Here is a 25,369-nt window from a genome sequence, read left to right as displayed (position 1 = left end):
GCCCCTGCCGCTACACGCGACAGGGGCCTTTGTCCAGACAGGCGACTGGAATACGCGCCTACATCTCCACCTGCGTTCCCAACTCGATCACCCGGTTCAACGGCAGGTTGAAGAACCGCAGGTTGCCGTTGGCGTTCTTCAGCATGAAGGCGAACAGCAACTCGCGCCAGCGAGCCATGCCTTCGAGCTTGGAAGCGATGACCGTTTCCCGGCTGAGGAAATACGTCGTACGCATCGGACTGAAATCCAGCTCGTCGAGGTGGCAGAGCTTGAGCGCCTGCGGCACGTCCGGCTCATCGGTGAAACCGAAATGCAGGATCACCCGGAAGAAACCCTCGCCGTAGGAATCGACCTCGAAGCGCCGCTGCGGCGGTACTCGCGGGATGTCTTCGTAGACCACCGTCAGCAATACCACTTGCTCGTGCAGCACCTGGTTGTGCAGCAGATTGTGCAACAGCGCATGGGGCACGGCGTCGGAGCGCGCCGTCAGGAACACGGCGGTACCCTGCACGCGATGCGGTGGCTGCACACGGATGCTGCTGATGAAGATCGGCAACGGCAGCGCACCTTCGTCCAGGCGCTCCACCAGCAACTGCTTGCCGCGCTTCCAGGTGGTCATCAGCACGAACAAGGCGATGCCGGCGATGACGGGGAAAGCCCCGCCCTGGATGATCTTCGGCACGTTGGCCGCGAAATACAGGCCATCCACCAGCAGGAAACCGAGCAGTACCGGTATCGCCAGCACAGGCGGCCATTTCCATAGCAACAGGATCACGGCCGAGACCAGGATGGTGGTCATCAGCATGGTGCCGGTCACCGCCACGCCGTAGGCCGAGGCCAGCGCGCCGGACGATTCGAATCCCAGCACCAGCAGCACCACACCCACCATCAACGACCAGTTCACCGCGCCGATGTAGATCTGGCCCTGTTCGGCGCTGGAAGTGTGCTGGATATACATGCGCGGGATATAGCCCAGCTGGATGGCCTGACGGGTCAGGGAGAACGCGCCGGAAATCACCGCTTGCGAAGCGATCACCGTGGCCAGGGTGGCCAGGCCCACCAGCGGCAGCAACGCCCAGCTCGGCGCCAGCAGATAGAACGGGTTGCGCGCCGCCTCGGGATCACCCAGCAACAACGCGCCCTGGCCGAAATAGTTGAGCATCAAGCCCGGCAACACCAGGAGAAACCAGGCGCGGGCAATCGGCTTGCGGCCGAAATGGCCCATATCGGCGTAAAGCGCTTCGGCACCGGTCAACGCCAGTACCACGGCACCGAGGATCGCCACGCCCATGCCTGGATGGACCACGAAGAAACGCACTGCCCAGGCCGGGTTCACCGCCAGCAGCACTTCCGGTTGCTGGCTGATGCCGTAGACGCCCAGCGCACCGAGCACCACGAACCAGATGACCATGATCGGGCCGAACAGGATGCCGATCCGCGCGGTGCCATGGCGCTGGATCAGAAACAGCGCGACCAACACCACCAGCGACAGCGGCACGACCCAATGGTCGATGCCCTCGAACGCCAGCCCGAGGCCTTCGATGGCCGAGAGCACGGAAATCGCCGGGGTGATCATGCTGTCGCCGTAGAACAGCGCGGCGCCGATCAGACCGCAAACCACCAGCAACGTGCGCAGCCGGGCCCGGCTTCCCGCCGCCCGCCGTGCCAGGGCGGTGAGCGCCATGATGCCGCCCTCGCCCTGGTTGTCGGCACGCAGGACGAACATCATGTACTTGATCGACACGACCCAGATCAGCGACCAGAAGATCAGCGACAGGATCCCCAGCACCCCGTCATGGTTGACGGGTACGCCATAGGCACCGGAAAACACTTCCTTGAGGGTGTACAACGGGCTCGTGCCGATGTCGCCATAAACCACTCCGACCGCCGCGACCAGCATGCTAAGCGGGTTTGCGGCCGAATGCCCGGCCTCCACCGCCTGACTACTTGCCTGCCCCATCCAATACTCCTGATTCCCAAGACTGCCTTCTTATACGCAACATGTTTTGTCACGCCCATGCGTCGCTCAACATCTAGTTACAGGTATTCAGTTGACTGTAAAAAGCAGCAAAGCGCAAAGGCGCGAAGCATAGCGCAGCACTCGTCGTTTTTCCCCGCATAAAGCTGGTCAAGTGACGCGTCCATCGCTAGAATTGCGCACTTTTTGATCAGAGGCGCGCCAGGCGCCCTGTCTCCCAAGAGACGATCCCCCTACACCGAGGTTAGACATGTCCACCACTACCACGCCAGCCAATCCCAAGGTCGGCTTCGTTTCCCTGGGTTGCCCGAAGGCTCTGGTCGACTCCGAGCGCATCCTGACCCAGCTGCGCATGGAAGGCTATGACGTCGTTTCCACGTATCAGGACGCGGACGTGGTAGTGGTCAACACCTGCGGTTTCATCGATTCGGCCAAGGCCGAGTCCCTGGAAGTGATCGGCGAAGCCATCAAGGAAAACGGCAAGGTCATCGTCACCGGCTGCATGGGCGTCGAAGAAGGCAACATCCGCGACGTGCACCCCAGCGTACTGGCGGTGACCGGCCCGCAGCAGTACGAGCAGGTGGTCAACGCGGTGCATGAGGTGGTGCCCCCCAAGCAGGACCACAACCCGCTCATCGACCTGGTGCCGCCACAAGGCATCAAGTTGACCCCACGCCACTATGCCTACCTGAAGATTTCCGAAGGCTGCAACCACAGCTGCAGCTTCTGCATCATCCCGTCGATGCGCGGCAAGCTGGTGAGTCGCCCGGTGGGCGATGTGCTCGATGAGGCCCAGCGCCTGGTCAAGGCCGGCGTCAAGGAACTGCTGGTGATCTCCCAGGACACCAGTGCCTACGGCGTCGACGTGAAATACCGCACCGGCTTCTGGAACGGCGCGCCAGTGAAGACCCGCATGACCGAACTGTGCGAAGCCCTCGGCACCCTCGGCGTCTGGGTCCGCCTGCACTACGTCTACCCTTACCCGCACGTGGACGAACTGATCCCACTGATGGCCGCCGGCAAGATCCTGCCGTACCTGGACATCCCGTTCCAACACGCCAGCCCGAAGGTCCTCAAGGCCATGAAACGCCCGGCGTTCGAAGACAAGACCCTGGCTCGCATCAAGAACTGGCGCGAAATCTGCCCGGACCTGATCATCCGCTCCACCTTCATCGTCGGCTTCCCCGGCGAAACCGAAGAAGACTTCCAGTACCTGCTGGACTGGCTGACCGAAGCCCAGCTCGATCGCGTCGGCTGCTTCCAGTATTCCCCGGTGGAAGGTGCTCCGGCCAACGACCTGGCCCTGGACGTCGTGCCGGACGACGTCAAGCAGGACCGCTGGGAGCGCTTCATGGCGCATCAGCAGGCAATCAGCTCGGCGCGCCTGCAAATGCGCATCGGCCGTGAAATCGAGGTCCTGGTGGATGAAGTGGACGAGCAAGGCGCCGTGGGCCGCTGCTTCTTCGATGCCCCGGAAATCGATGGCAACGTCTTCATCGACAACGGCAGCCATCTCAAGCCGGGCGACAAGGTCTGGTGCAAGGTGACCGATGCCGATGAGTACGATCTGTGGGCTGAGCAGATCGCCTGATCCTGGCGTGGACCCAGGCCCAGGTGACTTTTGTGGCCAGGGTCACAGGTCCGTGCCTGCTGCCATTGATTCGTCAGCCTCGAAAAAACCAAAAAGCCCTGCCTTGCGACAAGATGCGGGGCTTTTTTACGACTATCGTATGGAGAAACCCGGGACATTCAGCACAAGGAACAGGCGGGCATGCGCCAGCACTCGGTCATCCATACCCCGAAATCCAGCGATTACCAGGAACTGACCCAGGTCTGGGAAGCTTCGGTGCGGGCAACCCATGATTTTCTTCCGGACAGCTACATCGAGCTGCTGAAGAACCTGGTGCTCACCCGCTACCTGGATGCGGTAATGCTCATCTGCACCCGGGACGCGCACCAGCGCATTACCGGTTTCGCCGGCGTCGCGGCGGGCAAGATCGAAATGCTGTTCATCGACCCACAGCACCGGGGCCAGGGCCTGGGCAAGCAACTCTTGCACTACGCCATGGAACACATGAACGCCGATCAGCTGGATGTCAACGAACAGAACCCGCAGGCCCTGGGCTTTTATCTCAAGCAGGGATTCGAAGTGGTCGGCCGCTCGGCGCGGGACGGCATGGGCCAGCCATACCCGTTGCTGCATATGCGCTACAGGCAGCCCGGCCTGAAGGCCGTGCGCGGCTAAAAGCCACACGAGGCAAATGGAACCGCGATTAACCGGCGCCACGCAGGTACAATGCCCACCCTCTTTTTGCTACGGCCTTGTCATGACTGACCCGATACGCCTCTCCAAACGCCTCATCGAACTTGTCGGCTGCTCCCGCCGGGAGGCTGAGCTGTTCATCGAGGGCGGCTGGGTCACCGTGGATGGCGAGGTCGTCGACGAACCGCAGTTCAAGGTCACCACCCAGAAGGTCGAACTCGACCCACAAGCCAAGGCCACCGCGCCGGAGCCGGTGACCCTGCTGCTGAACGTTCCGGCGGGCATGGACGTGGACACCGCCATGGCGAGCCTGGCCCCGCAGACCCTGAGCGAAGAGCACCGCTTCGGCAAACGTCCGCTCAAGGGCCATTTCCTGAGACTGACCGCCAGCGCCGACCTGCAGGCCAACGCCAGCGGCCTCCTGGTGTTCACCCAGGACTGGAAGATCCTGCGCAAGCTCACCGCCGACGCCGCGAAGATCGAGCAGGAATACGTCGTGGACGTCGAGGGAGAGATGCTTGCCCACGGCCTCAACCGCCTGAACCATGGCCTGACCTACAAGGGCAAGGAGTTACCCGCGGTCAAGGCCAGCTGGCAGAACGAGAACCGCCTGCGCTTCGCGCTGAAGAACCCGCAGCCGGGCATCATCGCGTTGCTCTGCCAGGCGGTCGGCCTAAAGGCCGTCGCCATCCGCCGGATCCGCATCGGCGGCGTGTCCATCGGCAAGGTGCCGCTGGGCCAGTGGCGCTACCTGTCCGCCAAAGAGAAATTCTAAAGTCACTTCTTCCGGTGCCGCACCTCGCTGGGCACCCACCGCCGATTGATCAGGATTGCACACATGATTCACAACGACGTACTGCGCAGCGTGCGCTACATGCTCGATATCAGCGACAAGAAAGTCATCGAGATCATCAAGCTGGGCGGCCTGGACGTGTCCCTGGCGGACCTGGCGGGCTATCTCAAGAAGGATGAAGAAGAAGGCTTCGTGTTCTGCCCCGACGAAGTCATGGCGCATTTCCTCGACGGCCTGGTGATCTTCAAACGGGGCAAGGACGAGAGCCGCCCACCGCTGCCCATCGAAGTGCCGGTGACCAACAACATCATCCTCAAGAAGCTGCGAGTGGCCTTCGAACTGAAGGAAGACGACATGCACGCCATCCTCAAGTCTGCGGACTTCCCGGTGTCCAAACCGGAACTGAGCGCGCTGTTCCGCAAGTTCGGCCACACCAACTACCGCCCGTGCGGCGACCAGTTGCTGCGCAACTTCCTCAAGGGGCTGACGCTGCGCGTTCGCGGCTGACTTCCCAGGGCCGCGGTGGCGAGGGGACGCTGCACGTCCAGTGGGGATAAATCCCCTCACCACAGAGGACAGTGCCGATTGCAGCTCCCGCGTTATCATGCCCTCTCCATCTGGCGTCGATTTCATCCCATGACTTACAACGTCTCCCCCGTCGGCTTCGTCCACTCCTGTTTCAAGGAAAAGTTCGCCATCCCACGGCAACCTCACCTGGCGCCTGCCGCTCGCGGCGTGCTGGAGCTGGTGGCGCCGTTCGACCAGGGCGACGCCGTGCAGGGCCTGGAGCAGGTCAGCCATGTCTGGCTGCTGTTCCTGTTCCACCAGGCTCTGGAAAACAAGCCTCGGCTGAAAGTGCGTCCGCCACGCCTGGGCGGCAACAAATCCATGGGGGTATTCGCCACCCGGGCAACCCATCGCCCCAACGGCATCGGCCAATCCGTGGTCAAGCTGGAACGGGTCGAAACCGCTCGTCTGTGGATCTCGGGCATCGACTTGCTGGACGGTACACCGGTACTGGACATCAAGCCCTACGTGCCCTACGCCGACATCATTGGCACGGCTTCGAACAGCATCGCCAGCGCAGCGCCCGAGCCGGTCCCCGTGCAATGGGCGCCCCCTGCCCTGCACCAAGCACGCGACCACGCCATGCGCCTGCAGGAGCCGCTGGTGGAACTGATCGAACAGTGCCTGGCCCAGGACCCCCGCCCGGCGTACCAGGTGCCGACAGCGGAACGGGAATATGGCGCGCAATTCTGGGATGTGGACGTTCGCTGGCATTATCCGCGGCTGGGGTTGATCCGCGTGCTGGAAGTGATTCCGGCGAAACAATGATCCTGGAACGAAAAAGCCCGCGCCGCCTTATCCAGGCGACGCGGGCTATTTCAATGGCGATCGGTTGGACCGAGTCGTCTTCTTCGCGGGCTTACTTCTCTACGAAGGCCCGTTCGATCAGGTAATCCCCCGGCTCGCGCATACGCGGCGAAACGGTCAGGCCGAAGCTGTTGAGCACTTCGCTGGTTTCTTCCAGCATGCTCGGGCTACCGCACAGCATGGCGCGGTCGTCCTGGGGGTTGATCGGTGGCAGGCCGATGTCGCGGAACAGCTTGCCGCTGCGCATCAGGTCGGTCAGGCGGCCTTCGTTCTCGAACGGCTCGCGGGTCACGGTCGGGTAGTAGATCAGTTTTTCACGCAGCGCTTCGCCGAAAAACTCGTTCTGCGGCAAGTGCTCGGTGATGAACTCGCGATAGGCGACTTCGTTGACGTAACGTACGCCGTGGCACAGGATCACTTTTTCGAAACGCTCATAGGTTTCCGGATCCTGGATGACGCTCATGAACGGCGCCAGGCCGGTGCCGGTGCTGAGCAGGTACAGGTGCTTGCCCGGCTTGAGGTCGTCCAGCACCAGGGTGCCGGTGGGTTTCTTGCTGATGATGATCTCGTCGCCTTCCTTCAGGTGCTGCAATTGGGAAGTCAGCGGACCATCAGGCACCTTGATGCTGAAGAACTCGAGATGCTCTTCCCAGTTCGGGCTGGCAATCGAGTAAGCGCGCATAAGCGGGCGGCCGTTGGGCTGCTGCAGGCCGATCATCACGAACTGACCGTTCTCGAAGCGCAGGCCCGGATCGCGGGTGCACTTGAAGCTGAACAGAGTGTCGTTCCAGTGATGAACACTGAGGACACGCTCGTGGTTCATGTTGCTCATGTACGGGGGACTCCTGGAAATGATGCCTGCGCCGGGAAGGAGCGCAATTGCATCGCATTCTAATAGCGGCGACAATATCTGTTAAATGGATTATTAAGATAAGGGTTATCGGTTATATCGATATGCGATTTACTCTACGTCAACTTCAGGTCTTCGTCGCCGTCGCCCAGCAGGAGAGCGTGTCCCGTGCTGCGGGCCAGCTCAATCTGTCGCAATCGGCTGCCAGCACCTCCATCACCGAATTGGAGCGCCAGTCCAGCTGCCAGTTGTTCGACCGCGCCGGTAAGCGCCTGAGCCTCAACGCCCTGGGCAAACAGTTGCTACCCCAGGCGGTGGCGTTGCTGGACCAGGCCAAGGAGATCGAAGACCTGCTCAACGGCAAGTCCGGCTTCGGCTCACTGGCGGTTGGCGCCACCCTGACCATCGGCAATTACCTGGCCACCCTGCTGATCGGCGGTTTCATGCAGCGCCATCCGGAAAGCCAGGTGAAGCTGCATGTACAGAACACTGCCAATATCGTGCATCAGGTCGCCCACTATGAAATTGATCTGGGTCTAATCGAAGGCGATTGCAGCCATCCGGATATCGAAGTGCAGAGTTGGGTCGAGGACGAGCTGGTGGTGTTTTGCGCGCCCCAGCATCCACTGGCCAGGCGCGGCCAGGCGACCATGGAGGAACTGACCCATGAAGCGTGGATTCTGCGGGAACAGGGCTCCGGCACTCGCCTGACCTTCGACCAAGCCATGCGCCATCATCGCAGCGCGCTGAACATCCGCCTGGAACTGGAACACACCGAAGCCATCAAGCGCGCCGTGGAGTCCGGCCTGGGGATCGGCTGCATTTCACGCCTGGCCCTGCGCGATGCGTTCCGTCGGGGCAGCCTGGTCCCCGTGGAAACCCCGGACATGGACCTGGCGCGGCAGTTCTACTTCATCTGGCACAAACAGAAATACCAGACATCGGCGATGCGCGAGTTTCTCGAGCTGTGCCGGGCGTTCACCGCCGGCGCGCAACGCAGCGACGAAATCGTCCTGCCGGCCATTGCCTGAAGCGCTACTGCAGCAGGATCACGCCCCATACCAGCGTAATCATCGTCAGGGCGACGAGCTGGGCGGCACTGCCCATGTCCTTGGCATTCTTCGACAGCGGGTGCAGTTCCAGGGAAATGCGGTCGATGGCCGCCTCCACCGCCGAATTGAGCAGTTCGACGATCAGCGCCAGCAGGCAGACCGCAATCAACAGCGCCTGCTCGACACGGCTGACGTTCAGGAAGAACGACAGCGGGATCAGGATGACGTTGAGCAGGACCAGTTGACGGAACGCCGCTTCGCCGACAAAGGCCGCGCGCAGGCCATCCAGGGAATAGCCGGAGGCGTTGAGGATGCGTTTCAGGCCGGTTTGGCCTTTAAAAGGTGACATAGGATGGGCAACTGATCGAAAGGAGTGGAGAAGCTAATTCAAACCCGGTCAAAAAAGCGTGAACAGACACACTAGGGCTGCGGTGAAATTGACTCAAGCTGTTGCAACAACAAGGCCGCCTGGGTCCGGGTGCGCACGTTCAGCTTTCGGAAGATCGCCGTCACATGGGCCTTGATGGTGGCCTCCGAGACGTTCAATTCATAAGCGATCTGCTTGTTCAGCAAACCTTCGCAGACCATGGTCAGTACCCGGAACTGTTGCGGCGTGAGACTGGCCAGGCCTTCGCTGGCGGCCTTGGCCTCTTGCGACACGCTCACTGCCTCGAATGCCTGGGGCGGCCAGGCAGCATCACCATCCAGGACCGCCTTCACCGCCTTCTGGATCATTTCAAGCGAACTGGACTTGGGGATGAACCCGCTGGCACCGAACTCCCGGGCCTTGACCATCACCGACGCTTCCTCCTGGGCCGAAACCATCACCACGGGAATCTGCGGATACTGACCGCGCAACAGTACCAATCCGGAAAATCCATACGCTCCCGGCATGTTCAGGTCCAGCAGCACCAGGTCCCAGTCAGCCTTTTCGGTCAACCGGCTCTCCAGTTCCGCAATACTGGCCACCTCCGTCAGCCGGACATCCGGGCCCAGGCCCAGGGTCACTGCCTGATGCAACGCGCTACGAAAGAGCGGATGGTCATCGGCAATCAGGATTTCGTATGTGGCCATTGTTCAAATGATCCTGTTCTTATGGCAGGCCGATATGATCGCACCTCGCCAGAGCCACTCGGGACACCCACCATGGCGGCGGCATCCAGAGGGAACTGTTCACGCCAGCACGGTATGGCGTTTCAAACCTTGGCCATGCCCCGGTCGGCGCCAAGCATGCCCAGCGAAGCCGGGGTGGTCAAGCAGCACGGCCACCACTGTCTCCAGTATGGGCCACTATCCGGCCACTGCCCCTTGAGCCGTATCAATAAAGGGCAACAGCTCAGCGTGAGCCGGGGTCGATACATCCACTTCCCGTTGCCCCTTGGCGCCCAGGTAATGCTGGCTGAACACATCGAAATAAGCGTCCAGGGCAGAGGCCGCATCATGATCCCCGGCCAGCTCCAGGCACAGCGCCGCCACTTCGGCGGTGCACAGGTGCTCGCTGCGGGTGGAACGGCGCAAGCGGTAGCGCGACAGTTTGTCAGGCAGCAGGCTCAGGATCGGCAACTGGTCGAAATAGGGACTCTTGCGGAAAATCTTGCGCGCCTCCGTCCAGGTCGCGTCCAACAGAATGAACAACGGTCGCCTGGAACGATCCAGGTCTACGGTGTGGGTGACCCGCAACGGCTCGACGTATTCACCCGGAAACACCAGGTAGGGTTGCCATTGAGGGTCATTCAGCAACGCCAGCAATTGTCCGTCGACCTCGGTGCGCGACCAGATGAAGGCATGATTGTCGCGTACCACGTCGGCAATCAGCCACCCGGTGTTGCTGGGCTTGAACACTTCCTTGTTGGTCATGATCAGGCAAACCCCGGAACGGGCTTCGACCTTCGGTCGCCAGGCACACAGGCAATGGCTCTGGATCACCCGGCAGGCACTGCAACGGGGTGCGCGCCAGCCACGGGCCTGAAGCGGCTTGATCCCCTCATCGATGCGCTGATCGCGCAGGCGGGCTACGGCGTTAGGGGCATGAAGCCGACAGGCGGGAGAACTCGACACGAACGACACTCGACAGCGCAATGAAGGCCGGCAGTCTACCAGAGCGCACGAGCCTGTACCGTCCACCTCGCCTCCCCTATAATTCGCCGCCAATGAACGCACAGTCACGTGACCGGTCGAACCACCAGTCACTGAACCAGGAGAGTTTCATGCTGCGCCTTACCGTCCCTACCGTTGCCGTTCTGTTGGCGACGTCCTTCAGCGCCCAGGCTGCCTCGCTGAAAGAACTCGAACTGAACAAGATGTTGCAGAACGTGGCCAGGGAGAGCAGCGTTGGCACCCCCCGGGCGATCAATGAAGACATTCTCGATCAGGGCTACACGGTGGAAGGCACCGAGTTGATCAACCACCTCAGCGTGCAGAGCAGCCATGCCGAAAAGATGCGCGCCGACCCCAAGGCCGTGTATTTCCAGCTGGGCTCCAAGGTATGCACCAATCCGGGCTTTCGCAAGCTGATGGCCAAGGGCGCCACCATGCGCTACGAGTTTACCGAGGTCAAAACCAACCGCCCGGTCGCGACCGAACGCTTCCAGGAGTCGGATTGCCCAAAACCGGCCAAGACCAAGAAGTAATCAGCCCGAGCGTGCGCGTCGCTGTTCATCGTCGGCGCGCAGTTCCGCCACCAGCGCCTGCAGGTATCGCGAGCGCCAGGTCCTGCCCTCCAAGCGACGACAACACTCTTCCTCGAGGCTGATTCGATTGGCCTGGGCCGCTTCCAACAGCGTCAGATACAACTGCCTGTCGAGTTCCAGGGTTACCCTGCTCATTTCTCCCGCCTCCTTGCCCGATTCGCTTCAATCCATCGCGTGCCCAGCCATGGGCATCGAACTGCATTGACACGCCTGTTATCAGTAAATCAGAGCGGCATGCGTGCAACTGGCAATCGGACGAGCGGTGCGCTACTCCAAAGCTTTCATCCAGCGGTTGCCAACGGTCACTTTTGAGCGCCATGATCATGGCAACGCAAGATCGACTCACTTCATGAATATGTTTTGGGCAGAACGAGGCTGCCACCCTACCTTGCCGTGTGATTGTTCTTAAATCCAAGGGACATACGGAACCCGGTGGATGGCCTGATCGATGATATGTAAACAGGTTCAGGCCAAATCGAACGCCCAGGCGAGCGCCTGGATTGACGGCGACACACGGAGTGTCGCGGCCCCGGCGAACCTTTCGCCCGGGTCGGGGTTCCGTCAAGAAGGAGAAGCTTGATGCCTTACAAACCAAATGACCTGCTCAATCGTCATTTTGAGAACCATGGCCACGACCTTATCCGCAAGGTCGAAGAGCAACTCAACCTGGTGTCACCCAACAGCCCCAACCTCCCCATCTACCGAGACATGATCCTGACCGTGCTGCGCATGGCCCAGGAAGACCACAACCGCTGGAACGCCAAGATCACGTTGCAGGCCCTGCGGGAACTGGAACAGGCATTCCGCACGCTGGAACAGTTCAAGGGGCGCCGCAAGGTCACTGTCTTCGGCTCCGCACGAACGCCTATCGAACATCCCCTGTATGGCCTGGCGAGGGAGCTGGGAGCGGCGCTGGCCCGCTCGGACATGATGGTCATCACTGGCGCAGGCGGAGGCATCATGGCCGCCGCTCATGAAGGCGCCGGCCGCGAGCACAGCCTCGGGTTCAATATCACCCTGCCTTTCGAACAACATGCAAACCCGACCGTCGAAGGCACGCCGAACCTGTTGCCCTTCCACTTCTTCTTCACTCGCAAACTGTTCTTCGTCAAGGAGGCCGACGCGCTGGTGCTCTGCCCGGGTGGTTTCGGCACCCTTGATGAAGCACTGGAAGTGCTGACGCTGGTGCAGACCGGTAAAAGCCCACTGGTACCGGTAGTATTACTGGACGTTCCCGGAGGAAAGTTCTGGCAAAGCGCCCTGGATTTCATCCGCGAACAATTGGAGGAAAACCGCTACATCCTGCCCACCGACCTGAAGCTGATGCGCCTGGTATACACCGCCGAAGATGCCGTGGAGGAAATCAACCAGTTCTATCGTAACTTCCATTCCAGCCGCTGGCTCAAGCATCAGTTCGTGATCCGCATGAACCACAAGCTCAACGAGCAGGCCCTGGAACAGATGCAAGTGGAGTTTGCCGACCTGTGCCTGAACGATCGCTTTCATCAGCTGGCCTACAACGGCGACGAGCCTGATGAAGCACGGTTCAGCCACCTGACGCGATTGGCATTCAACTTCAACGCTCGCGACCATGGTCGGTTGAGGGCGCTGGTGGACTTCATCAACTTGCCGGAAAACTGGGCCCAACCCTACCCCAAGGCCCATCCGCTTGCCTGGGAGACGATCAAGGTCACCTGAACCCATAAAAAAACGGCCCGCTATCGAAATAGCGGGCCGTTTTTCAATCATCCAATCCTCGACCGCTGAACAAGCGGTTGATCATTTCCATGGAGTAGCCTCTGTACGCCAGGAACCGACCTTGTTTGGCCCGTTCCCGTGCATCGACGGGTAGATGCCCAGAGAACTTGCGACGCCAGGTTTCCATCAACTGATCCTGCCAATCGATACCGCTTTCACGTAGGGCTTGTTCGATATCCGAACGCTGCAGGCCGCGTTGACCCAGTTCCTCCCGAATCCTCAACGGTCCATAACCGGAGCGGGCCCGATAGGAAACGAAGCTTTCCAGATAACGGGCCTCTGACAACAGGCCCTCTTGCGTCAAGCGATCCAAGGTCGTTTCGATCAACTCATCGCAGGCACCACGCTGACGCAGTTTTCGCGTCAGTTCGACTCGACCGTGCTCGCGTCTGGCGAGCAGGTCCATCGCAGTTCGCCGCACCGCGACGAGGGTATCGAGTACGGCGGTCATCGATTTGATCAGATATCAGCGTCAACCAGATCGTCAGCGGTCTCACGGTTAGCCAACGCCTTGACGTCCGCAACCGGGCTCAACAGCTTGTCGCGCAATTGCTTCTCGAGGGCCGCAGCCACTTCCGGGTTGTCCGCCAGGAACTTGGCCGAGTTGGCCTTGCCCTGACCGATCTTGGTGCCGTTGTAGGCGTACCAGGCACCGGACTTTTCAACGAAGCCGTGCAACACGCCCAGGTCGATCATCTCGCCATTGAGGTAGATGCCCTTGCCGTAAAGAATCTGGAACTCGGCCTGACGGAATGGCGAAGCCACCTTGTTCTTCACAACCTTGACGCGGGTTTCGCTGCCGACAACCTCGTCGCCTTCCTTCACTGCGCCGGTACGACGGATGTCCAGGCGGACCGAGGCGTAGAACTTCAGGGCGTTACCACCAGTGGTGGTTTCCGGGCTGCCGAACATCACGCCGATCTTCATGCGGATCTGGTTGATGAAGATCACCAGGCAGTTGGCATTCTTGATGTTACCGGTGATCTTGCGAAGGGCCTGGGACATCAGGCGAGCCTGGAGGCCCACGTGCATGTCGCCCATTTCACCTTCGATTTCGGCTTTAGGTACCAGTGCCGCCACGGAGTCGACGATGATCACGTCAACCGCGTTGGAACGCACCAGCATGTCGGTGATTTCCAGTGCCTGCTCACCAGTGTCAGGTTGGGAGACCAGCAGGTCGTCGACATTGACGCCCAATTTGCCGGCATATTCCGGGTCCAGGGCGTGCTCGGCATCGACGAAGGCGCAGGTCGCGCCGGCCTTCTGGGCCTGGGCAATCACGGACAGGGTCAGCGTGGTTTTACCGGAGGACTCAGGACCGTAGATTTCAACGATACGACCTTTTGGCAAGCCGCCGATGCCAAGCGCGATGTCCAGGCCCAGGGAGCCGGTGGAGATGGAAGGAATAGCCTGACGGTCCTGATCGCCCATACGCATTACGGCACCCTTGCCGAATTGACGTTCGATCTGACCCAAGGCCGCAGCCAAGGCTTTCTTCTTGTTGTCGTCCATTAAAGTCCTCACGTAATCAATAAGGCCTGACGGCCAACACCTGTATAAGTAGCCAGTATTATTCCACAGGGATCGAGGATCGCCTACCCCCGATTTGAGATTTCTGCGGCGGCATGTTGCAGCAGCCCCTCTAGCGCGGCCTTCACCGTTTGTCGGCGGACCTCGTCGCGGTTGCCCGCAAAGAACCGCTGCTCGCTGAAGACCGTTTCGCCAACGCCCCAGGCCAGCCACACGGTGCCCACCGGCTTGCCCGGGGAACCGCCGTCCGGCCCGGCGATACCGCTGACCGCCACGGCGAACCGCGCCTGGCCCTGTCGCTGGGCGCCCCGGACCATGGCCTCGACCACCTCGCGACTGACCGCTCCCACCGTGCCGAACAGTTCGTCCGGCACATTCAGTTGCCGGGTCTTCTGGCGATTGGAATAAGTGACGAAACCGGCTTCGAACCAAGCCGAACTGCCTGGAATTCGCGTGATCGCCTCGGCAATCCCGCCACCGGTACAGGACTCGGCGGTGGTCACATGAACATTGAGCAACTGCAGGCGCCGGCCCAGTTCGGCGGCCAGCTCGGTAATCTCCTCCATGACGCTCTCCTGATTCGACGCAATGACGCCTACCGTACACGAGCGTTGGAAGCTTGCAAGGCTCGGGCCCGGGAGAGCGCTCTGTTTTTCAGGACACATCCAGACCACGCTATGGACATCGAAAAAACCTCGCTATATTCAGTTGCCCATGACAGTCGGAACGATGGAATGAAAACCAAGGATCTCAGCCGCCTTTCGGTTGATGGCGTACTCTGCATCAGCCTCAAGGATCGGAAGGATCGCAGGCTGCTACTGCTTGAAACCATGAAACGCTCAGGTTTGGACATAGAGTTCGTACTGGTCGATCCTGATAGAGAGAATCCGGCAAGAGGCTGCTTCAATTCGCATTTGAAGTGCGCAGAGATTGCATTGCAGCGCAACTATTCAAACGTCCTGATCCTGGAAGACGATGCACTGCAGTATTTCTTCTCAAAACAGACAGTCCGCAACATCAATCGCTTTATTTCGACGGAAAATTTTTCCATTCTCCATCTCGGTTACACGATGGGGAAAATATGGCTCACCTGGAATTTTTCCATCGCTCGCGGCCGGGTAACCGCACTGCACGCTTATATACTCAGCAAACGAGGCTGCTCGGAGTTTGTAAAGCTTGAATACCGTTCAGAGCCCATCGACAGAGTCGTAAGGGCCCAGATCAAACAACATTGCGTTTTCCCCATGATGTTCGGCCAGCAACCCGCTCATCTCGTTTCAAGCGACATAGAAGACATTGCTCCTAACGATGATTCGTTCTGGAGAAACAATTGGTATAGGCACGTCTGGTCGGCAGTAAAGAACTTCTACATGACAGTTCTGGGCGTGAACCGGTAAACCAAGCAAGATTCTTTCCGGTCGACAACGACTCGACGAATTACTGACCCAACGCCCTGACATACGCCTGGCAAGCCCGCAAGGCGATCAATCCACGGTCGCCTTCATCGGTGATGGCGATAATTCGTTGAGCATGCGTCGGGTCAAGTCGGGCGCGTAGGGGGCCATGATCCATGCCGCCGGAGCCGGTGGCGGCAGGCACCGCACAACCGGGGGAGGCATCGTGGGCATCGAGGAGGACTGACAGCCGGACATCGGCAGTAGCAAGGCGATCGCGCAGGCGATCCTGGTCACGTTGGGCATCGCTCAAGGCTCGGTAGTGGGTGTGTTCGCTGGCAGAAAGTTGCTGTTCCAGGGCCAGTCGCTTCTCTTGCTCGGCCTTTTGTTGCGCTGTCGCCGCCTGGCTCAACTGACTCAGGGTCTCGGCTTGGGACTGGGCCATTTGCGCCAGTTGACGACCATAGCGCCAATCCTGGAGTCGCCACGCCAGCGTAGCTGGACCAGCGGCCAGCAGCGCCAGCAAGAGAACAATCCCGAGAGTACGGAAGGAAAAAGGCATCAGGTCGAAGACTGGCATAACACCGCCCTCGCCCGCGCCCAAAGTTGCAGACGATCTTCCAGGCCGTTCAAGCCGCCGTTGATACGCCGAGTGATACTGTTGAACTGGTCACGGTCGGCCAGTTCGTTCAAGCCGTTCTGCTCCCAGAACCAGGCAGCCGATTCGGATGCCCACTGTGGTTGTTCCAGCAGTTCCGGCAAGGCCAGCAGACGTTCATCGCCAAACAAACCGAGACTGCACCGCAGATAATTGTCGCGGCCCGTAATCTGGATCAGCCCACGCCCCCGATATTTCTGGCCGTCGCCGTCGGCCTGGGGAGTATTTCCCAGGCGAACGGCCAACGCGCCGGTGTCGTACTTGCTTAGATACATTTCACTGCCAAGCTCCCGCACATATCGCAACTGCCCCGACTCGTGGCCGATCTGCGCCAGAAACGCAGCAACGCGTTTGGGCGTATCGATCCGGTGACGGCTCATCGCATGGTTGAGCGCAGGAACGAAAACGCCCGCTTGAGAGCGGGCGTCGGGCATGATCTTGATGAGTTGCTGCTGGGTAACGTCCATAATCCGACCATCGAAAAAAACATCACTGAAGTTGCGCTTTCAACCAGGGCGGCGCGACGGGGCGGTGCTCAGCCGCGGGAAACAGCTCGTCCTGGGGCCAATCTCTAAGGGCTCGCCGATAGGCCTGGAGTTGCGTGTACTGCGCCTGATCCAGCGTCGTACCGCCGCCGTCGTCCATCTCGTCGCGATCCCGGGCTACGAGGCGATCGGTGGCGGTGAGCTGAGCGTCACGCCAATGTGTTTCGTTGAGTATCTGCGTCTCGATCCTGTCGACCTCAAGCTCCGAAAGCACCGGATACCCCATGGCGTCCGACGTGATACACCTATTTAAAAAAGGGGCTGCGAACAATGCACTGTATGCGTGCTCCGAAATCTCAACAGCATCTTTGGGAATTTCATTTGCATGATCGATGGAGTTGTAGAACCCACCCGTGGTTGGAGCATAAAAAATCAGCATAACGGCATCCTTTCAATAACCAATTGCACGCCAGAGCCCAGTCCAGTTCGCGTAGACACCATTGTGATCCCGACCATAAAGCCTGAACTGACTCAGGGAACCAAATGAGACGCCGAACGACGCACAGGTCGGTCCACCATCGGTCACGTTGATATTCCTGACCGCATTCGGAAACGACATGGGAAACGTCACCAGCACGCCATTGGCATCCGTGCCGCTCGATGAAACTCCCCACTGTTCGATGACATAGCCCGTCGGACTGGTGGTATCGGGAATACGTTTCCATCCATTGGGCTGTAACGACGAAGAGAACATGGCCGAATACTTCGAGGTGGCCGTTCCACCAATCAGACGCCATTGGGCATTGAGCTTGATAAACTCCGCGGTCTCCCCTAACCCGATACTAACGGTACCCTCTGCTCCGTTCGATCCCGACAACTTATCGGTCGCCAAGGTCGTCGATATAGTCACTACGCCATTGCCTGCGTTGATAATCCTGACAGTGGCGCCATGCAGGACGCCTGTCGTGGCGGGCAGTTTGGCGGTAACCGGGGTTTCACTGGCAAAGCTGGCGACTCCACCAATATCCTTGGATGTCAAAGCCGCATGTGTGGAATACACGTCAAAGCCGGCGTACTGCAATCCGCTGCGGGCTACGAACTCTGTCGTAGCAACGGTCTTATCGTTATCGAACTGAGGAGCGGTAAGAAACAATCCAGTGCCGCGCAATGCCGCCAGTAACTGATTGTAGGTTTCTTCCGAGGGGGTAATACCGGCGGCCTGAATGACGTTGATTATTTCCTGTGTGACGCCATTCCCCCAACTGGCGGGGATCAATGATCCTGGCGTCCCAGCCAAGGCGTTCTCGTCTACAAATCTGCCATTCACCAAACCCGCACTGGGAACACTTTTTGGATAATCCACCTTTTACTCCCTTGGTATTTAAACGACCAGAAACAGACAACCGAAATCTTCAACACTGAACTTTAAACAGTCATTGGAAACATCAAATAATAGTAAATCATCAGGAATGCATCTAAACAGTAGATGCTGGCACTACAGGCCAGTTTATTTCATCCGGAAAAGCAGCTTGCTTATGGATGCGGTTCAGCTCAACACTGTAGAGTCTCCACTCCATCAAGGCGAGTTGCTCCTCATCGGAAGCATCTCCAATGTCCTCTGCATATTGCAGAGGTGCAATTCGCAACATTGCATCTCGAAGAAGCACATCGCGTTTACTCAGAGCTTCAGCCTTAATGCAGCTCAATTGAGATTCCCTGTCGATCTGCCATTTATCATCAGCCCAGACATAGTGCTCTCCGGGACATGGGTCAGTCGTGAAAGCCTCCGGCAACTCCCCCAGTTCACTCCAGACTTGCTGCCTACCGCTCGCCTTGTGATAAACCACCCCGCGACGATCCACAACCTCCCGCGGAACATTATCCACCAGTGCCCATGTTCGATCTTTCTCTGGCAGGGGAAGTTTAAAAGAAAGCTCGACGGCGTTACTTGGAAGTTGAACGCCGACACCTGGAGTTACGGGAAAAGCAACGGGGCCTTTCAATTCCCCAGCCTTATCAAAAAGGTAATAAAACATAAACAACCTCAAATTAGTTTCATGCGAGCGGGGAAGGCTATATTGCGCGGACGCGACTTATAGGTATAAAGCAGCGTATTGGCCGTATCCATTTGGTAAGTAGTTCCGACGGGAAAAGTAGGACCACCATTAACCAAATCTCCAACAATCTTGATTTCCTCTTGGGTAATGGAGCCGTAGCTGGTTAAACTGTCGGACCACCTTGAACCGATGGCCCCAGCTCCTTGCGCGCCCAATGCATGAGAGTGGACAGTTGCCGATTGAGCGCTTCCCATCACCCGACTTACATCCACCGACCTCCCTTCGTCCAACACCCTCAAGAACTCCCCGCGCCCCTCAGGTCCACGGAACGTCTGCGCACCATCGCCGGAGCTCCACTTACCTTCATTACCCTCCCGGTTGGCTTCGGTACCAAGCATGCCGGACTGCTGGGCATGATCCCAAAGCCATGGCCATTCGGAACGCTTCATGACAGCGCCGTTCAACGCACCATAGCCTCCCGGACTCAATACGATAGTCGTTTCAAAGAATGGGCGGCCCAACGCGGTATTGTCGAATCGACCCACCGGCCACCAACTACCAGCACCATCACTGCGTAGATGCCACCAATCCCCTGCTCCCATCAGCACCAGAAATGGATAACCATTGGCAGAAAGATGAGTATGAAATTTGATTCTGTCGGTACCTGCGGCCTGAACCATAAGGCGGTTGCCGCTGTTATCGACACGCCGAACGATGAGATCCTGAACCCCCAACCCTGCATTTGCCGATGGCAAATTGAGGGTTGCCGCACCGGCACCGGCATCGATCAACACCAACCCCAACTCTTCGGCAACAAGCGTCTTTGATGCCGTCAACCGCGTCACCACCGAGCGCATCGGACTGCTGCGTCCAAGAATGGCTTGCAACGCCTTGATCAATTGCCCGGTGTCCGCTTCTGACGGCGTCATGCCGGCGGCCGAGATCACATTGAGGATTTCTTGGGTAACCCCATTGCCCCAGACCGCCGGAATCAATGAACCGGGTTTACCCGCCAGCGGATCTTCGTCCACGAACCGACCGTTCACCAGCCCGACGCTGGGAACGCTTTTTGGATAATCCATATGTTATTTCTCTACAGATAAATAAAAGGATCAGGCGCCGGAGCGCAATGCCTCGATGTTGGCGAATGCCTCATCGAAAGCCGCTTTCGCCAGGTCCGATTTTCCCTTCGCCATGTGCGCGCGGATGTGCGCCTTGGCCTTGAGTCGTATCTGGCGAAGCACCAACAGGTTCGAATCGAACTCGGCGGCCTTGGCGAGGATCTGGTCTGCCGCCTGCCTGGCTGTGCGCCCCTTGATGACCCACGCGGAAACGGACGACGGCACGGCTTTTTTCGGGTAGCCCTGATCCTTGAATGCCTGAGCTTCAAGGGCCGCCTGCTGGTATTCCAGGGCACGTAATGGATCGCCTGCCAAGGCCCGACGTGCACGGTCCGCAGCACCGTCCAGCCTGTCGCACAGGCGTTCGCCGTCCAGATGCAGCAGCTGGGCAGCATGCTCGTCGGCAATCACCCATTCACCCTCCTCCCAGGTATGGGCTGGGGAGGGTGAAGGCGGACGGAGTCCCTCTTCGTATTGATGCAGTTCCTGAATGATCTTCATCGGATCAGCTCCCAGGACAAATGGACGTTGACGGCGTTGGTAAAATTGACGGCGATGCCCACGCTGTAATCGGTCAGCGCCTGGTGCCCCTTGATACCCATGCTCAGGAGCAGTTCGTCGCTGTCGGCATTGTTCGCGCCCAGCGTGTGCTCGGCCTGATAGGACTGCCACAGCGAACGCAGTTGAGAATGGTCAAAACTGGCTGTGACCGTGGTAACGGTGACGTCATTCAGCGCGTTGCTGGAAAAAAGTACGCACGGATAAGGGTTTGCCGGAACCCACCCCCCCGGGTTGTTACCGATGGTGGTCAGGGCTGGCGACAGAAAGCTGTAGTTACCCCCATGCCAACCGGCCGGGGCAAAAACCAGCGTAGTCAAGGCGTTTGCCGGCGGCGTGGGATTACCTGTAACGAGCCGCGCCGCACGCGCATGCGGATCCAGCGGCAGATAAACCACGCCGGTACCGTTTACCGTTTGAGTCCAGGTCAACTGGGCACGGTTATAGATCGTGCGTACCGTAGGCAACGAGCCCGGCGCCCCGGTCATTATCCAAGCCAGGCAGATGTCCAAGGCCGTGGATGGGAAGCCACCACCGGACGCTCCGTTGGCCATGCCCTTCAAGGATTCCGGCGCCAGGTCATAGAGCGTTCCGCGCTGCACATAAAAAGTCAGCGTGTCACCAACAACCTGCGCTCTCAGGAAATAACTGGCGCTGGGCAGCAACTCATTGCTGCTCCACGCTTGCGTGACGTAAGTACGTGTTCGTCCCAATCGCCCATTCCCCACATCCTGCCCAATGCTGAGGTACACCCCCGCAGGAATCGAAACACGCCCGCCGCCGGTCGACACCGCAATTGGAGTGATCGTCAAACGAGCATCGGCGGTGGCAATCGTTGGCAAAGGCAAGGCGGCAAGCGGCAGCGCCAGATCCTGATTCCAGCCCTTGGCCGCCACGGACTGGATCGCCTGGAGCAACTGATCGTTTCGGGTCTCATCCGGCGTCAATTCACCCGCGTTGATGACATTCAAGATTTCCTGGGTCACGCCATTTCCCCAAGCTGCCGGAATCAGGGAGCCTGGCGTCCCCGTCAGGGGATTTTCATCCACGAACTTGCCATTCACCAACCCGGCGCTGGGCACACTTTTTGGGTAATCCATCGCTCTATTTCCTAGTCATAATTGATGTGAACCTTCGCATGCGCCGGAGCGCTGCGATGAATCAGGCACTCCAGGGCCGACCCCGGATTGACCCCAAACCGCTCCCCCCAATAGCTCGCACCAAAACGCCGCCCCAGCAGCAGGCGGCCGCCGGTGTTGAGGGTCCACATGAATTGGGCCTGCCAAGTGCCGAAGTGGTCTTCGCCGAACCGGGCGCGGCCCATGCGGGGCGCCTTGTGCTCGGTGATGGTGGCGTTGGGGTAACCCTGGCTCCTGGCGATTTCCACGTAGTACGCAATGGCCTGGCTGCCCACCGCCAACAAGCGTCGGCGTACCGCCAGGCGACGATCGTCATACAGAGGCGTGGCACCCAGGCAGGGGTCGGGCAGGTTCATCACCCTCTCCCAATCCGGCACCAGTTCGCTCACACCCGCCGGGTCCATTTCATGCAGCAGGTCAGCGGCGCGGGCGTCGAGGCGCGCCAGTTCCTGGGCGATGCCTTCCAACACCTGCTCCAGCTCCGGTACCCGCTCCGGGTCCCATGCGGGGCCGCTGGGGAGCAGGCTGCGCAATTGGGTCTGGTACTGCTCGGCGGTTCTTATTGCAGCCATACGCACCCCCCGAAGGTCAGCAGTTGATTGCTGGCAGCGGTCACGTCGGCGCTGGGCGCGGTCAGCTTGTGGTCGGTTTCGCCGTTGGCGCTGCTGATGGCTTCGGCGATATGGGTGAGTAACAGCGTCTCGCCGAGACCGGCTTCGCGGTTATGCAGGTCGCGCAGTTGAGCTTCGATCGCCGCGCGAACCGCGCTGGTGTCCGGGGTGATGCGCAGCCGGTAGGTCACCGGTACCTGCGTCGGGGCCAGCACGTGCACTTCGGCAGTCACCGGGCGCAGCGGTTCGATGTAGGCCCGGACTTCCTCCAGTTGCTCGGCATTGGGGATCGGCTGCAGATCGTCGTCGCGCATCACGAACAGGCCGACGGTACCAGGCCCCAGGTAACTGCCCCGGCACCAGGCGCGGGTAATGCCGGGGCATTCCAGGGCCCAGGTTTCATAATCCTGCGCCGAACCGCCATGGGGAATGATGCGGTAGGAACGGATCACCCGTGCCCGCAGGGACTCGAGGCTTTCCCGGGCGACACCACCGCTCAGCCCCGGTGACAGGACGGTGAAATCGCTGCCAATACCGAGGATCGGCTGGACCGGCGCAAGGACCAGGCCGGCATCGGCATTGCCCAGGCTGCCGGCCTCCAGTGCGGCGACGGTGGTGGTGTTCATGCCATTGCTGGCGGTACGGGCGGCCGTCACCTTGTAGGTGCGGCCATCGGTGGATTGCAGCAGCGTGTCGACATCCAGCACCGCTCCCGCGGTGGCCGTGAAACTGACACTGCCGCTGGCCGCCTGGGCCGCTTTGCGCGCCTGGTTCAGGCGCAGGGCGGCGATGCGCTCCAGGGTGGATTCGTCGGCTTTATCCGGCAGGATCTGCTCGGCGATCCAGTCCAGGTAGCCGTACAGGCCGTAGGCCGCGCCGCCGAGGGTGCGGGCCAGAACCTGGGCATCGGACTGGCGCAGCGAATCGCTGGCCAGGTCGCTTTGGGCGCGCTTGATCAGCACCGGCAGCGAAGGGGTTTCAAACGGCATAGGTCACCTGCCAACTGTTATCGGGGTTGATGTCCAGTCGCTCGCCGTCGGCCAGGGTCAGGACCGTGCGCAGGTTCAGGCGCTGGGCGTCGAGGCGTTCGCTGATGATGTCGATGGCGCGGCAGTGGCCGTCATCGATCAGCCATTGCAAGGCTTCACGGGCATAGAACTCGGCATCGAGCTGGGTCTGGCGGGTCAGCTTGACCCGGCGCAACAGCCACAGCCGCGAGCCGATGCGGTCGTCTGCAACGGTGGGAAAAGTGTCGCCCCACCAGCCGAAACGTTCGTCATCATCGACGGCATCGTCGTCAGCGGCACGACGCCAGGTGAACAGGCTGATCAACACCGAGCGGGTCAGCGCGGCGTGCAGGTTCTGGCTGATGAACATCATTGGCCTCCCGCCGGCGCGCCGGTCTGGCCGTTGCCGGCCTGTACGCCGACATGCACATGTTTGATCTGGCTGATGCCGCCGGCGATCTGGTCGCCTTGGGAAACGATCCTGCCGGTGTGGTTGATGACCGGGCTGTCGATGTTCACCGCGCTGCTGGCGCGGATGTTCAGGGTTGCCGTCTCGATGTCGATGACACGACCGCGCTTGAAGTGCAGCTTGTCGCCTTCGTCGGTGTAGAGCGCCACTTCGCCGGGGGCCAGAGCCTGGAGACGGAAGCGGCGATCGGCGACCACCAGGACCACGGCATGGGAACGGTCGCCCCCCAGGAACGTGGCAATGCCCTCGGCACCGGCCAGCGGGTTGCTGGTGAAGCCATAGGGCTCGAAGTGTTCCATGTCATCGTTCACTTCGCCGGCGGTAAGGCGCATTTGCAGCGACTGCAGCTTGGTGGCCGAATTGGCGAGCACGACAGTGCCGCGCGCCAGGAGACGGGTCAGTAGGCTCATTGAGATTTCCTTGAGAATCGGGGACTTGAACGCGGTGTTCGGATCAACATCTCTGTAGGCTGCACTGCCGCCATCGCGAGCAGGCTCGCTCCCACAGGGGATGTATGGGACGCAGGCATCGGCGTGGGGCTCAGGGTTTTGGCGGCACCGGGTTGGCGTCGAAGGTATGAGGCGGCGCGACTTGCAGTGTGGTGACGGAGCCCTGGTTCGACAACGAATACGTCACCTTGGAAACCAGCATGTCGCCATCGAACCCCAGCACCGGGTCGATCACCCGTACCAAGGTGTTGTGCCGCCACAAGTCGCCATTGGCCTGGCGCCAGCCCTGCACGCGGTAGGTGGTGGTCAGGGCGCGACCGGTGCGGATGGCGCTTTCCCAGTCGGCCCTTTGCTGGGCCAGCTCGAAGGTCAATTGGGCGCTCTCGCTGATCACCGTCACCCGCTTTCGCTTGAAAGTCAGGTCGGTGGCGGTGCCGACCACTTCGCTGACCGCCGTTCCACTCTGCTGGTCGTTTCCCTTGTGCTGGCCTATGACCCGGTATTCGGAAAACACTTGGCTGTAGTCCATCGGTGCATTGCCAGAAAGAATGTTCTTGCCCAGCTCCAGCACATCACTGGCCCGTCCGCCGCTGCCGGGTCTGGCCAGCAGCACGCGCCCTTGGGCGTCATCGGTGGAGAACACCCGGAACAACGTCAGCAAGCGGTCGATGGACTGGAAAACGGTTTCCCCGGGCACGATGCTGTGGGTGCTCAACCGAGCGGTCTCGGGGATTTCGCTGACTACCCCCACCCCATACTGCGACGCCAGGGCCTGGACGATGCTCAGCACCGTTTGCCCGCGCCATTGGCTGGGGCGGTTGATCGCCGCGCAGTCCACCAGGTCCTGGGTCTTGGAACCGCCCTCGATGCTCAGGCTGATCTGGCGCCCGTCGTAGCTCACTGGCGCCTTGAACACATGACCGCTGAGCACCAGGTCGGAGCCGATGCGCACCTGGCATTCATCACCGGGGCGAATGGGTACCGCTTGGGTCTGTCCCGGCCATTGCCAGGTGATGTCGAGTTTGAACGTGCGAAACTGCCGCTCCAGGTCCGCACTGATTTCCACGCTTTTCCAGCCGCCGTAATCCAGCCCGCCGACGGTGAGCGTGACCGCATTGTCGAGCTCGTTCATG

At 60.1% G+C, this 25,369-nt stretch carries 31 protein-coding genes; 9 read left to right on the top strand and 22 right to left on the bottom strand.

What is annotated here, in order from left to right; translation table 11 throughout:
• Positions 1–58 precede the first annotated feature (58 nt).
• Positions 59–1,960, bottom strand: a complete 1,902-nt coding sequence (locus BLP99_RS22695) for a potassium transporter Kup (protein WP_072387796.1) — start codon at positions 1,958–1,960, stop codon at positions 59–61.
• A gap of 268 nt (positions 1,961–2,228) precedes the next feature.
• On the opposite strand from BLP99_RS22695, the gene rimO reads away from it, so the two are divergent.
• The 5 genes from rimO (at position 2,229) to tsaA (ending at position 6,369) form a co-directional block, all read left to right on the top strand.
• The gene (gene rimO / locus BLP99_RS22685; RefSeq protein ID WP_072387798.1) at positions 2,229–3,569 is read left to right on the top strand and encodes a 30S ribosomal protein S12 methylthiotransferase RimO; all 1,341 of its coding nucleotides are present in this window, start codon (positions 2,229–2,231) and stop codon (positions 3,567–3,569) included.
• Positions 3,570–3,749: 180 nt separating this feature from the next.
• A complete protein-coding gene (locus BLP99_RS22680) occupies positions 3,750–4,223 on the top strand; it encodes a GNAT family N-acetyltransferase (protein WP_072387800.1) in 474 nt (157 codons plus the stop codon).
• Between the two features lie 82 nt (positions 4,224–4,305).
• The gene (locus BLP99_RS22675; protein WP_072387802.1) at positions 4,306–5,016 is read left to right on the top strand and encodes an rRNA pseudouridine synthase; all 711 of its coding nucleotides are present in this window, start codon (positions 4,306–4,308) and stop codon (positions 5,014–5,016) included.
• 63 nt (positions 5,017–5,079) lie between these two features.
• Entirely contained in the window at positions 5,080–5,541 is a 462-nt protein-coding gene (locus BLP99_RS22670) for a YehS family protein (protein WP_072387804.1), read from the top strand.
• A gap of 129 nt (positions 5,542–5,670) precedes the next feature.
• Positions 5,671–6,369: a tRNA (N6-threonylcarbamoyladenosine(37)-N6)-methyltransferase TrmO gene (tsaA, locus tag BLP99_RS22665; protein ID WP_092181804.1), complete on the top strand. Its 699-nt coding sequence runs from the start codon at positions 5,671–5,673 to the stop codon at positions 6,367–6,369.
• Between the two features lie 91 nt (positions 6,370–6,460).
• Here the strand turns inward: tsaA and fpr are convergent, their stop codons facing one another.
• The gene (gene fpr / locus BLP99_RS22660) at positions 6,461–7,240 is read right to left on the bottom strand and encodes a ferredoxin-NADP reductase (protein ID WP_016966062.1); all 780 of its coding nucleotides are present in this window, start codon (positions 7,238–7,240) and stop codon (positions 6,461–6,463) included.
• 122 nt (positions 7,241–7,362) lie between these two features.
• On the opposite strand from fpr, the gene BLP99_RS22655 reads away from it, so the two are divergent.
• Positions 7,363–8,289 carry a LysR family transcriptional regulator gene (locus BLP99_RS22655; protein WP_165887761.1) on the top strand — a complete coding sequence of 309 codons (927 nt, stop codon included), beginning with the start codon at positions 7,363–7,365 and terminating at the stop codon, positions 8,287–8,289.
• A gap of 4 nt (positions 8,290–8,293) precedes the next feature.
• Here the strand turns inward: BLP99_RS22655 and BLP99_RS22650 are convergent, their stop codons facing one another.
• From BLP99_RS22650 to BLP99_RS22640, 3 genes are all read right to left on the bottom strand, one after another.
• Entirely contained in the window at positions 8,294–8,659 is a 366-nt protein-coding gene (locus tag BLP99_RS22650; protein WP_072387808.1) for a diacylglycerol kinase, read from the bottom strand.
• Between the two features lie 71 nt (positions 8,660–8,730).
• Positions 8,731–9,384, bottom strand: a complete 654-nt coding sequence (gene erdR / locus BLP99_RS22645) for a response regulator transcription factor ErdR (protein ID WP_072459424.1) — start codon at positions 9,382–9,384, stop codon at positions 8,731–8,733.
• 216 nt (positions 9,385–9,600) lie between these two features.
• On the bottom strand, positions 9,601–10,368 hold the full coding sequence (locus BLP99_RS22640) for a tRNA-uridine aminocarboxypropyltransferase (RefSeq protein ID WP_072388725.1): 768 nt from the start codon (positions 10,366–10,368) through the stop codon (positions 9,601–9,603).
• A gap of 149 nt (positions 10,369–10,517) precedes the next feature.
• Here BLP99_RS22640 and BLP99_RS22635 point away from each other — a divergent pair, with 149 nt between their 5' ends.
• Positions 10,518–10,940, top strand: a complete 423-nt coding sequence (locus BLP99_RS22635; RefSeq protein WP_072387813.1) for a quorum-sensing-regulated virulence factor family protein — start codon at positions 10,518–10,520, stop codon at positions 10,938–10,940.
• Here the strand turns inward: BLP99_RS22635 and BLP99_RS22630 are convergent, their stop codons facing one another.
• Complete coding sequence (locus BLP99_RS22630) at positions 10,941–11,135, bottom strand: hypothetical protein (RefSeq protein ID WP_072387815.1); 195 nt, start codon at positions 11,133–11,135, stop codon at positions 10,941–10,943. It abuts the gene before it with no gap.
• Positions 11,136–11,579: 444 nt separating this feature from the next.
• Between BLP99_RS22630 and BLP99_RS22625 the strand changes: the two genes are divergently transcribed.
• A complete protein-coding gene (locus BLP99_RS22625) occupies positions 11,580–12,698 on the top strand; it encodes an LOG family protein (protein WP_072387817.1) in 1,119 nt (372 codons plus the stop codon).
• Positions 12,699–12,741: 43 nt separating this feature from the next.
• Here BLP99_RS22625 and recX read toward each other — a convergent pair whose 3' ends face one another.
• From recX to BLP99_RS22610, 3 genes are all read right to left on the bottom strand, one after another.
• The gene (gene recX / locus BLP99_RS22620; protein ID WP_072387819.1) at positions 12,742–13,209 is read right to left on the bottom strand and encodes a recombination regulator RecX; all 468 of its coding nucleotides are present in this window, start codon (positions 13,207–13,209) and stop codon (positions 12,742–12,744) included.
• Between the two features lie 8 nt (positions 13,210–13,217).
• Positions 13,218–14,270 carry a recombinase RecA gene (gene recA, locus BLP99_RS22615; RefSeq protein WP_072387821.1) on the bottom strand — a complete coding sequence of 351 codons (1,053 nt, stop codon included), beginning with the start codon at positions 14,268–14,270 and terminating at the stop codon, positions 13,218–13,220.
• An 83-nt stretch (positions 14,271–14,353) separates the two neighbouring features.
• Positions 14,354–14,854, bottom strand: a complete 501-nt coding sequence (locus BLP99_RS22610) for a CinA family protein (protein WP_072387823.1) — start codon at positions 14,852–14,854, stop codon at positions 14,354–14,356.
• 168 nt (positions 14,855–15,022) lie between these two features.
• Between BLP99_RS22610 and BLP99_RS22605 the strand changes: the two genes are divergently transcribed.
• Positions 15,023–15,685, top strand: coding sequence for a glycosyltransferase family 25 protein (locus BLP99_RS22605; RefSeq protein WP_072459425.1), 663 nt, complete (start codon positions 15,023–15,025; stop codon positions 15,683–15,685).
• 40 nt (positions 15,686–15,725) lie between these two features.
• Here the strand turns inward: BLP99_RS22605 and BLP99_RS22600 are convergent, their stop codons facing one another.
• The 13 genes from BLP99_RS22600 to BLP99_RS22540 form a co-directional block, all read right to left on the bottom strand.
• Positions 15,726–16,262 (bottom strand): lysis system i-spanin subunit Rz, encoded by a 537-nt coding sequence (locus tag BLP99_RS22600; RefSeq protein ID WP_176776523.1) that lies wholly within the window; start codon positions 16,260–16,262, stop codon positions 15,726–15,728.
• On the bottom strand, positions 16,244–16,807 hold the full coding sequence (locus tag BLP99_RS22595; RefSeq protein ID WP_072387825.1) for a glycoside hydrolase family 19 protein: 564 nt from the start codon (positions 16,805–16,807) through the stop codon (positions 16,244–16,246). The genes BLP99_RS22600 and BLP99_RS22595 overlap by 19 nt, the downstream gene beginning before the upstream one ends.
• Before the next feature lie 22 nt (positions 16,808–16,829).
• Positions 16,830–17,264: a phage tail assembly chaperone gene (locus BLP99_RS22590; protein ID WP_072387827.1), complete on the bottom strand. Its 435-nt coding sequence runs from the start codon at positions 17,262–17,264 to the stop codon at positions 16,830–16,832.
• Between the two features lie 12 nt (positions 17,265–17,276).
• Positions 17,277–18,188 (bottom strand): gp53-like domain-containing protein, encoded by a 912-nt coding sequence (locus BLP99_RS22585; protein ID WP_072387829.1) that lies wholly within the window; start codon positions 18,186–18,188, stop codon positions 17,277–17,279.
• A gap of 112 nt (positions 18,189–18,300) precedes the next feature.
• Positions 18,301–18,861 (bottom strand): tail fiber assembly protein, encoded by a 561-nt coding sequence (locus BLP99_RS22580; RefSeq protein ID WP_092181837.1) that lies wholly within the window; start codon positions 18,859–18,861, stop codon positions 18,301–18,303.
• 8 nt (positions 18,862–18,869) lie between these two features.
• A complete protein-coding gene (locus BLP99_RS22575) occupies positions 18,870–19,964 on the bottom strand; it encodes a phage tail protein (protein WP_072459427.1) in 1,095 nt (364 codons plus the stop codon).
• 30 nt (positions 19,965–19,994) lie between these two features.
• Positions 19,995–20,504 carry a phage tail protein gene (locus BLP99_RS22570; RefSeq protein WP_072387833.1) on the bottom strand — a complete coding sequence of 170 codons (510 nt, stop codon included), beginning with the start codon at positions 20,502–20,504 and terminating at the stop codon, positions 19,995–19,997.
• Positions 20,501–21,661 (bottom strand): phage tail protein, encoded by a 1,161-nt coding sequence (locus tag BLP99_RS22565; protein WP_072459428.1) that lies wholly within the window; start codon positions 21,659–21,661, stop codon positions 20,501–20,503. The genes BLP99_RS22570 and BLP99_RS22565 overlap by 4 nt, the downstream gene beginning before the upstream one ends.
• Positions 21,662–21,672: 11 nt before the next feature.
• A complete protein-coding gene (locus BLP99_RS22560) occupies positions 21,673–22,272 on the bottom strand; it encodes a YmfQ family protein (protein WP_072387837.1) in 600 nt (199 codons plus the stop codon).
• A complete protein-coding gene (locus BLP99_RS22555; protein ID WP_076405332.1) occupies positions 22,260–23,300 on the bottom strand; it encodes a baseplate J/gp47 family protein in 1,041 nt (346 codons plus the stop codon). Before BLP99_RS22555 ends, BLP99_RS22560 begins: the two co-directional genes overlap by 13 nt.
• Positions 23,290–23,688 (bottom strand): phage GP46 family protein, encoded by a 399-nt coding sequence (locus BLP99_RS22550; protein ID WP_072432275.1) that lies wholly within the window; start codon positions 23,686–23,688, stop codon positions 23,290–23,292. The genes BLP99_RS22555 and BLP99_RS22550 overlap by 11 nt, the downstream gene beginning before the upstream one ends.
• Positions 23,688–24,197: a phage baseplate assembly protein V gene (locus tag BLP99_RS22545; protein ID WP_072387843.1), complete on the bottom strand. Its 510-nt coding sequence runs from the start codon at positions 24,195–24,197 to the stop codon at positions 23,688–23,690. The genes BLP99_RS22550 and BLP99_RS22545 overlap by 1 nt, the downstream gene beginning before the upstream one ends.
• A 130-nt stretch (positions 24,198–24,327) precedes the next feature.
• Entirely contained in the window at positions 24,328–25,368 is a 1,041-nt protein-coding gene (locus BLP99_RS22540; protein ID WP_072387845.1) for a phage baseplate assembly protein, read from the bottom strand.
• Between the last annotated feature and the right edge of the window lies 1 nt (position 25,369).

The sequence above is a fragment of the Pseudomonas sp. NFACC32-1 genome (assembly GCF_900101215.1).
Taxonomy (GTDB): Bacteria; Pseudomonadota; Gammaproteobacteria; order Pseudomonadales; family Pseudomonadaceae; genus Aquipseudomonas.
This window is presented reverse-complemented; position numbering and strand designations above follow the sequence as displayed.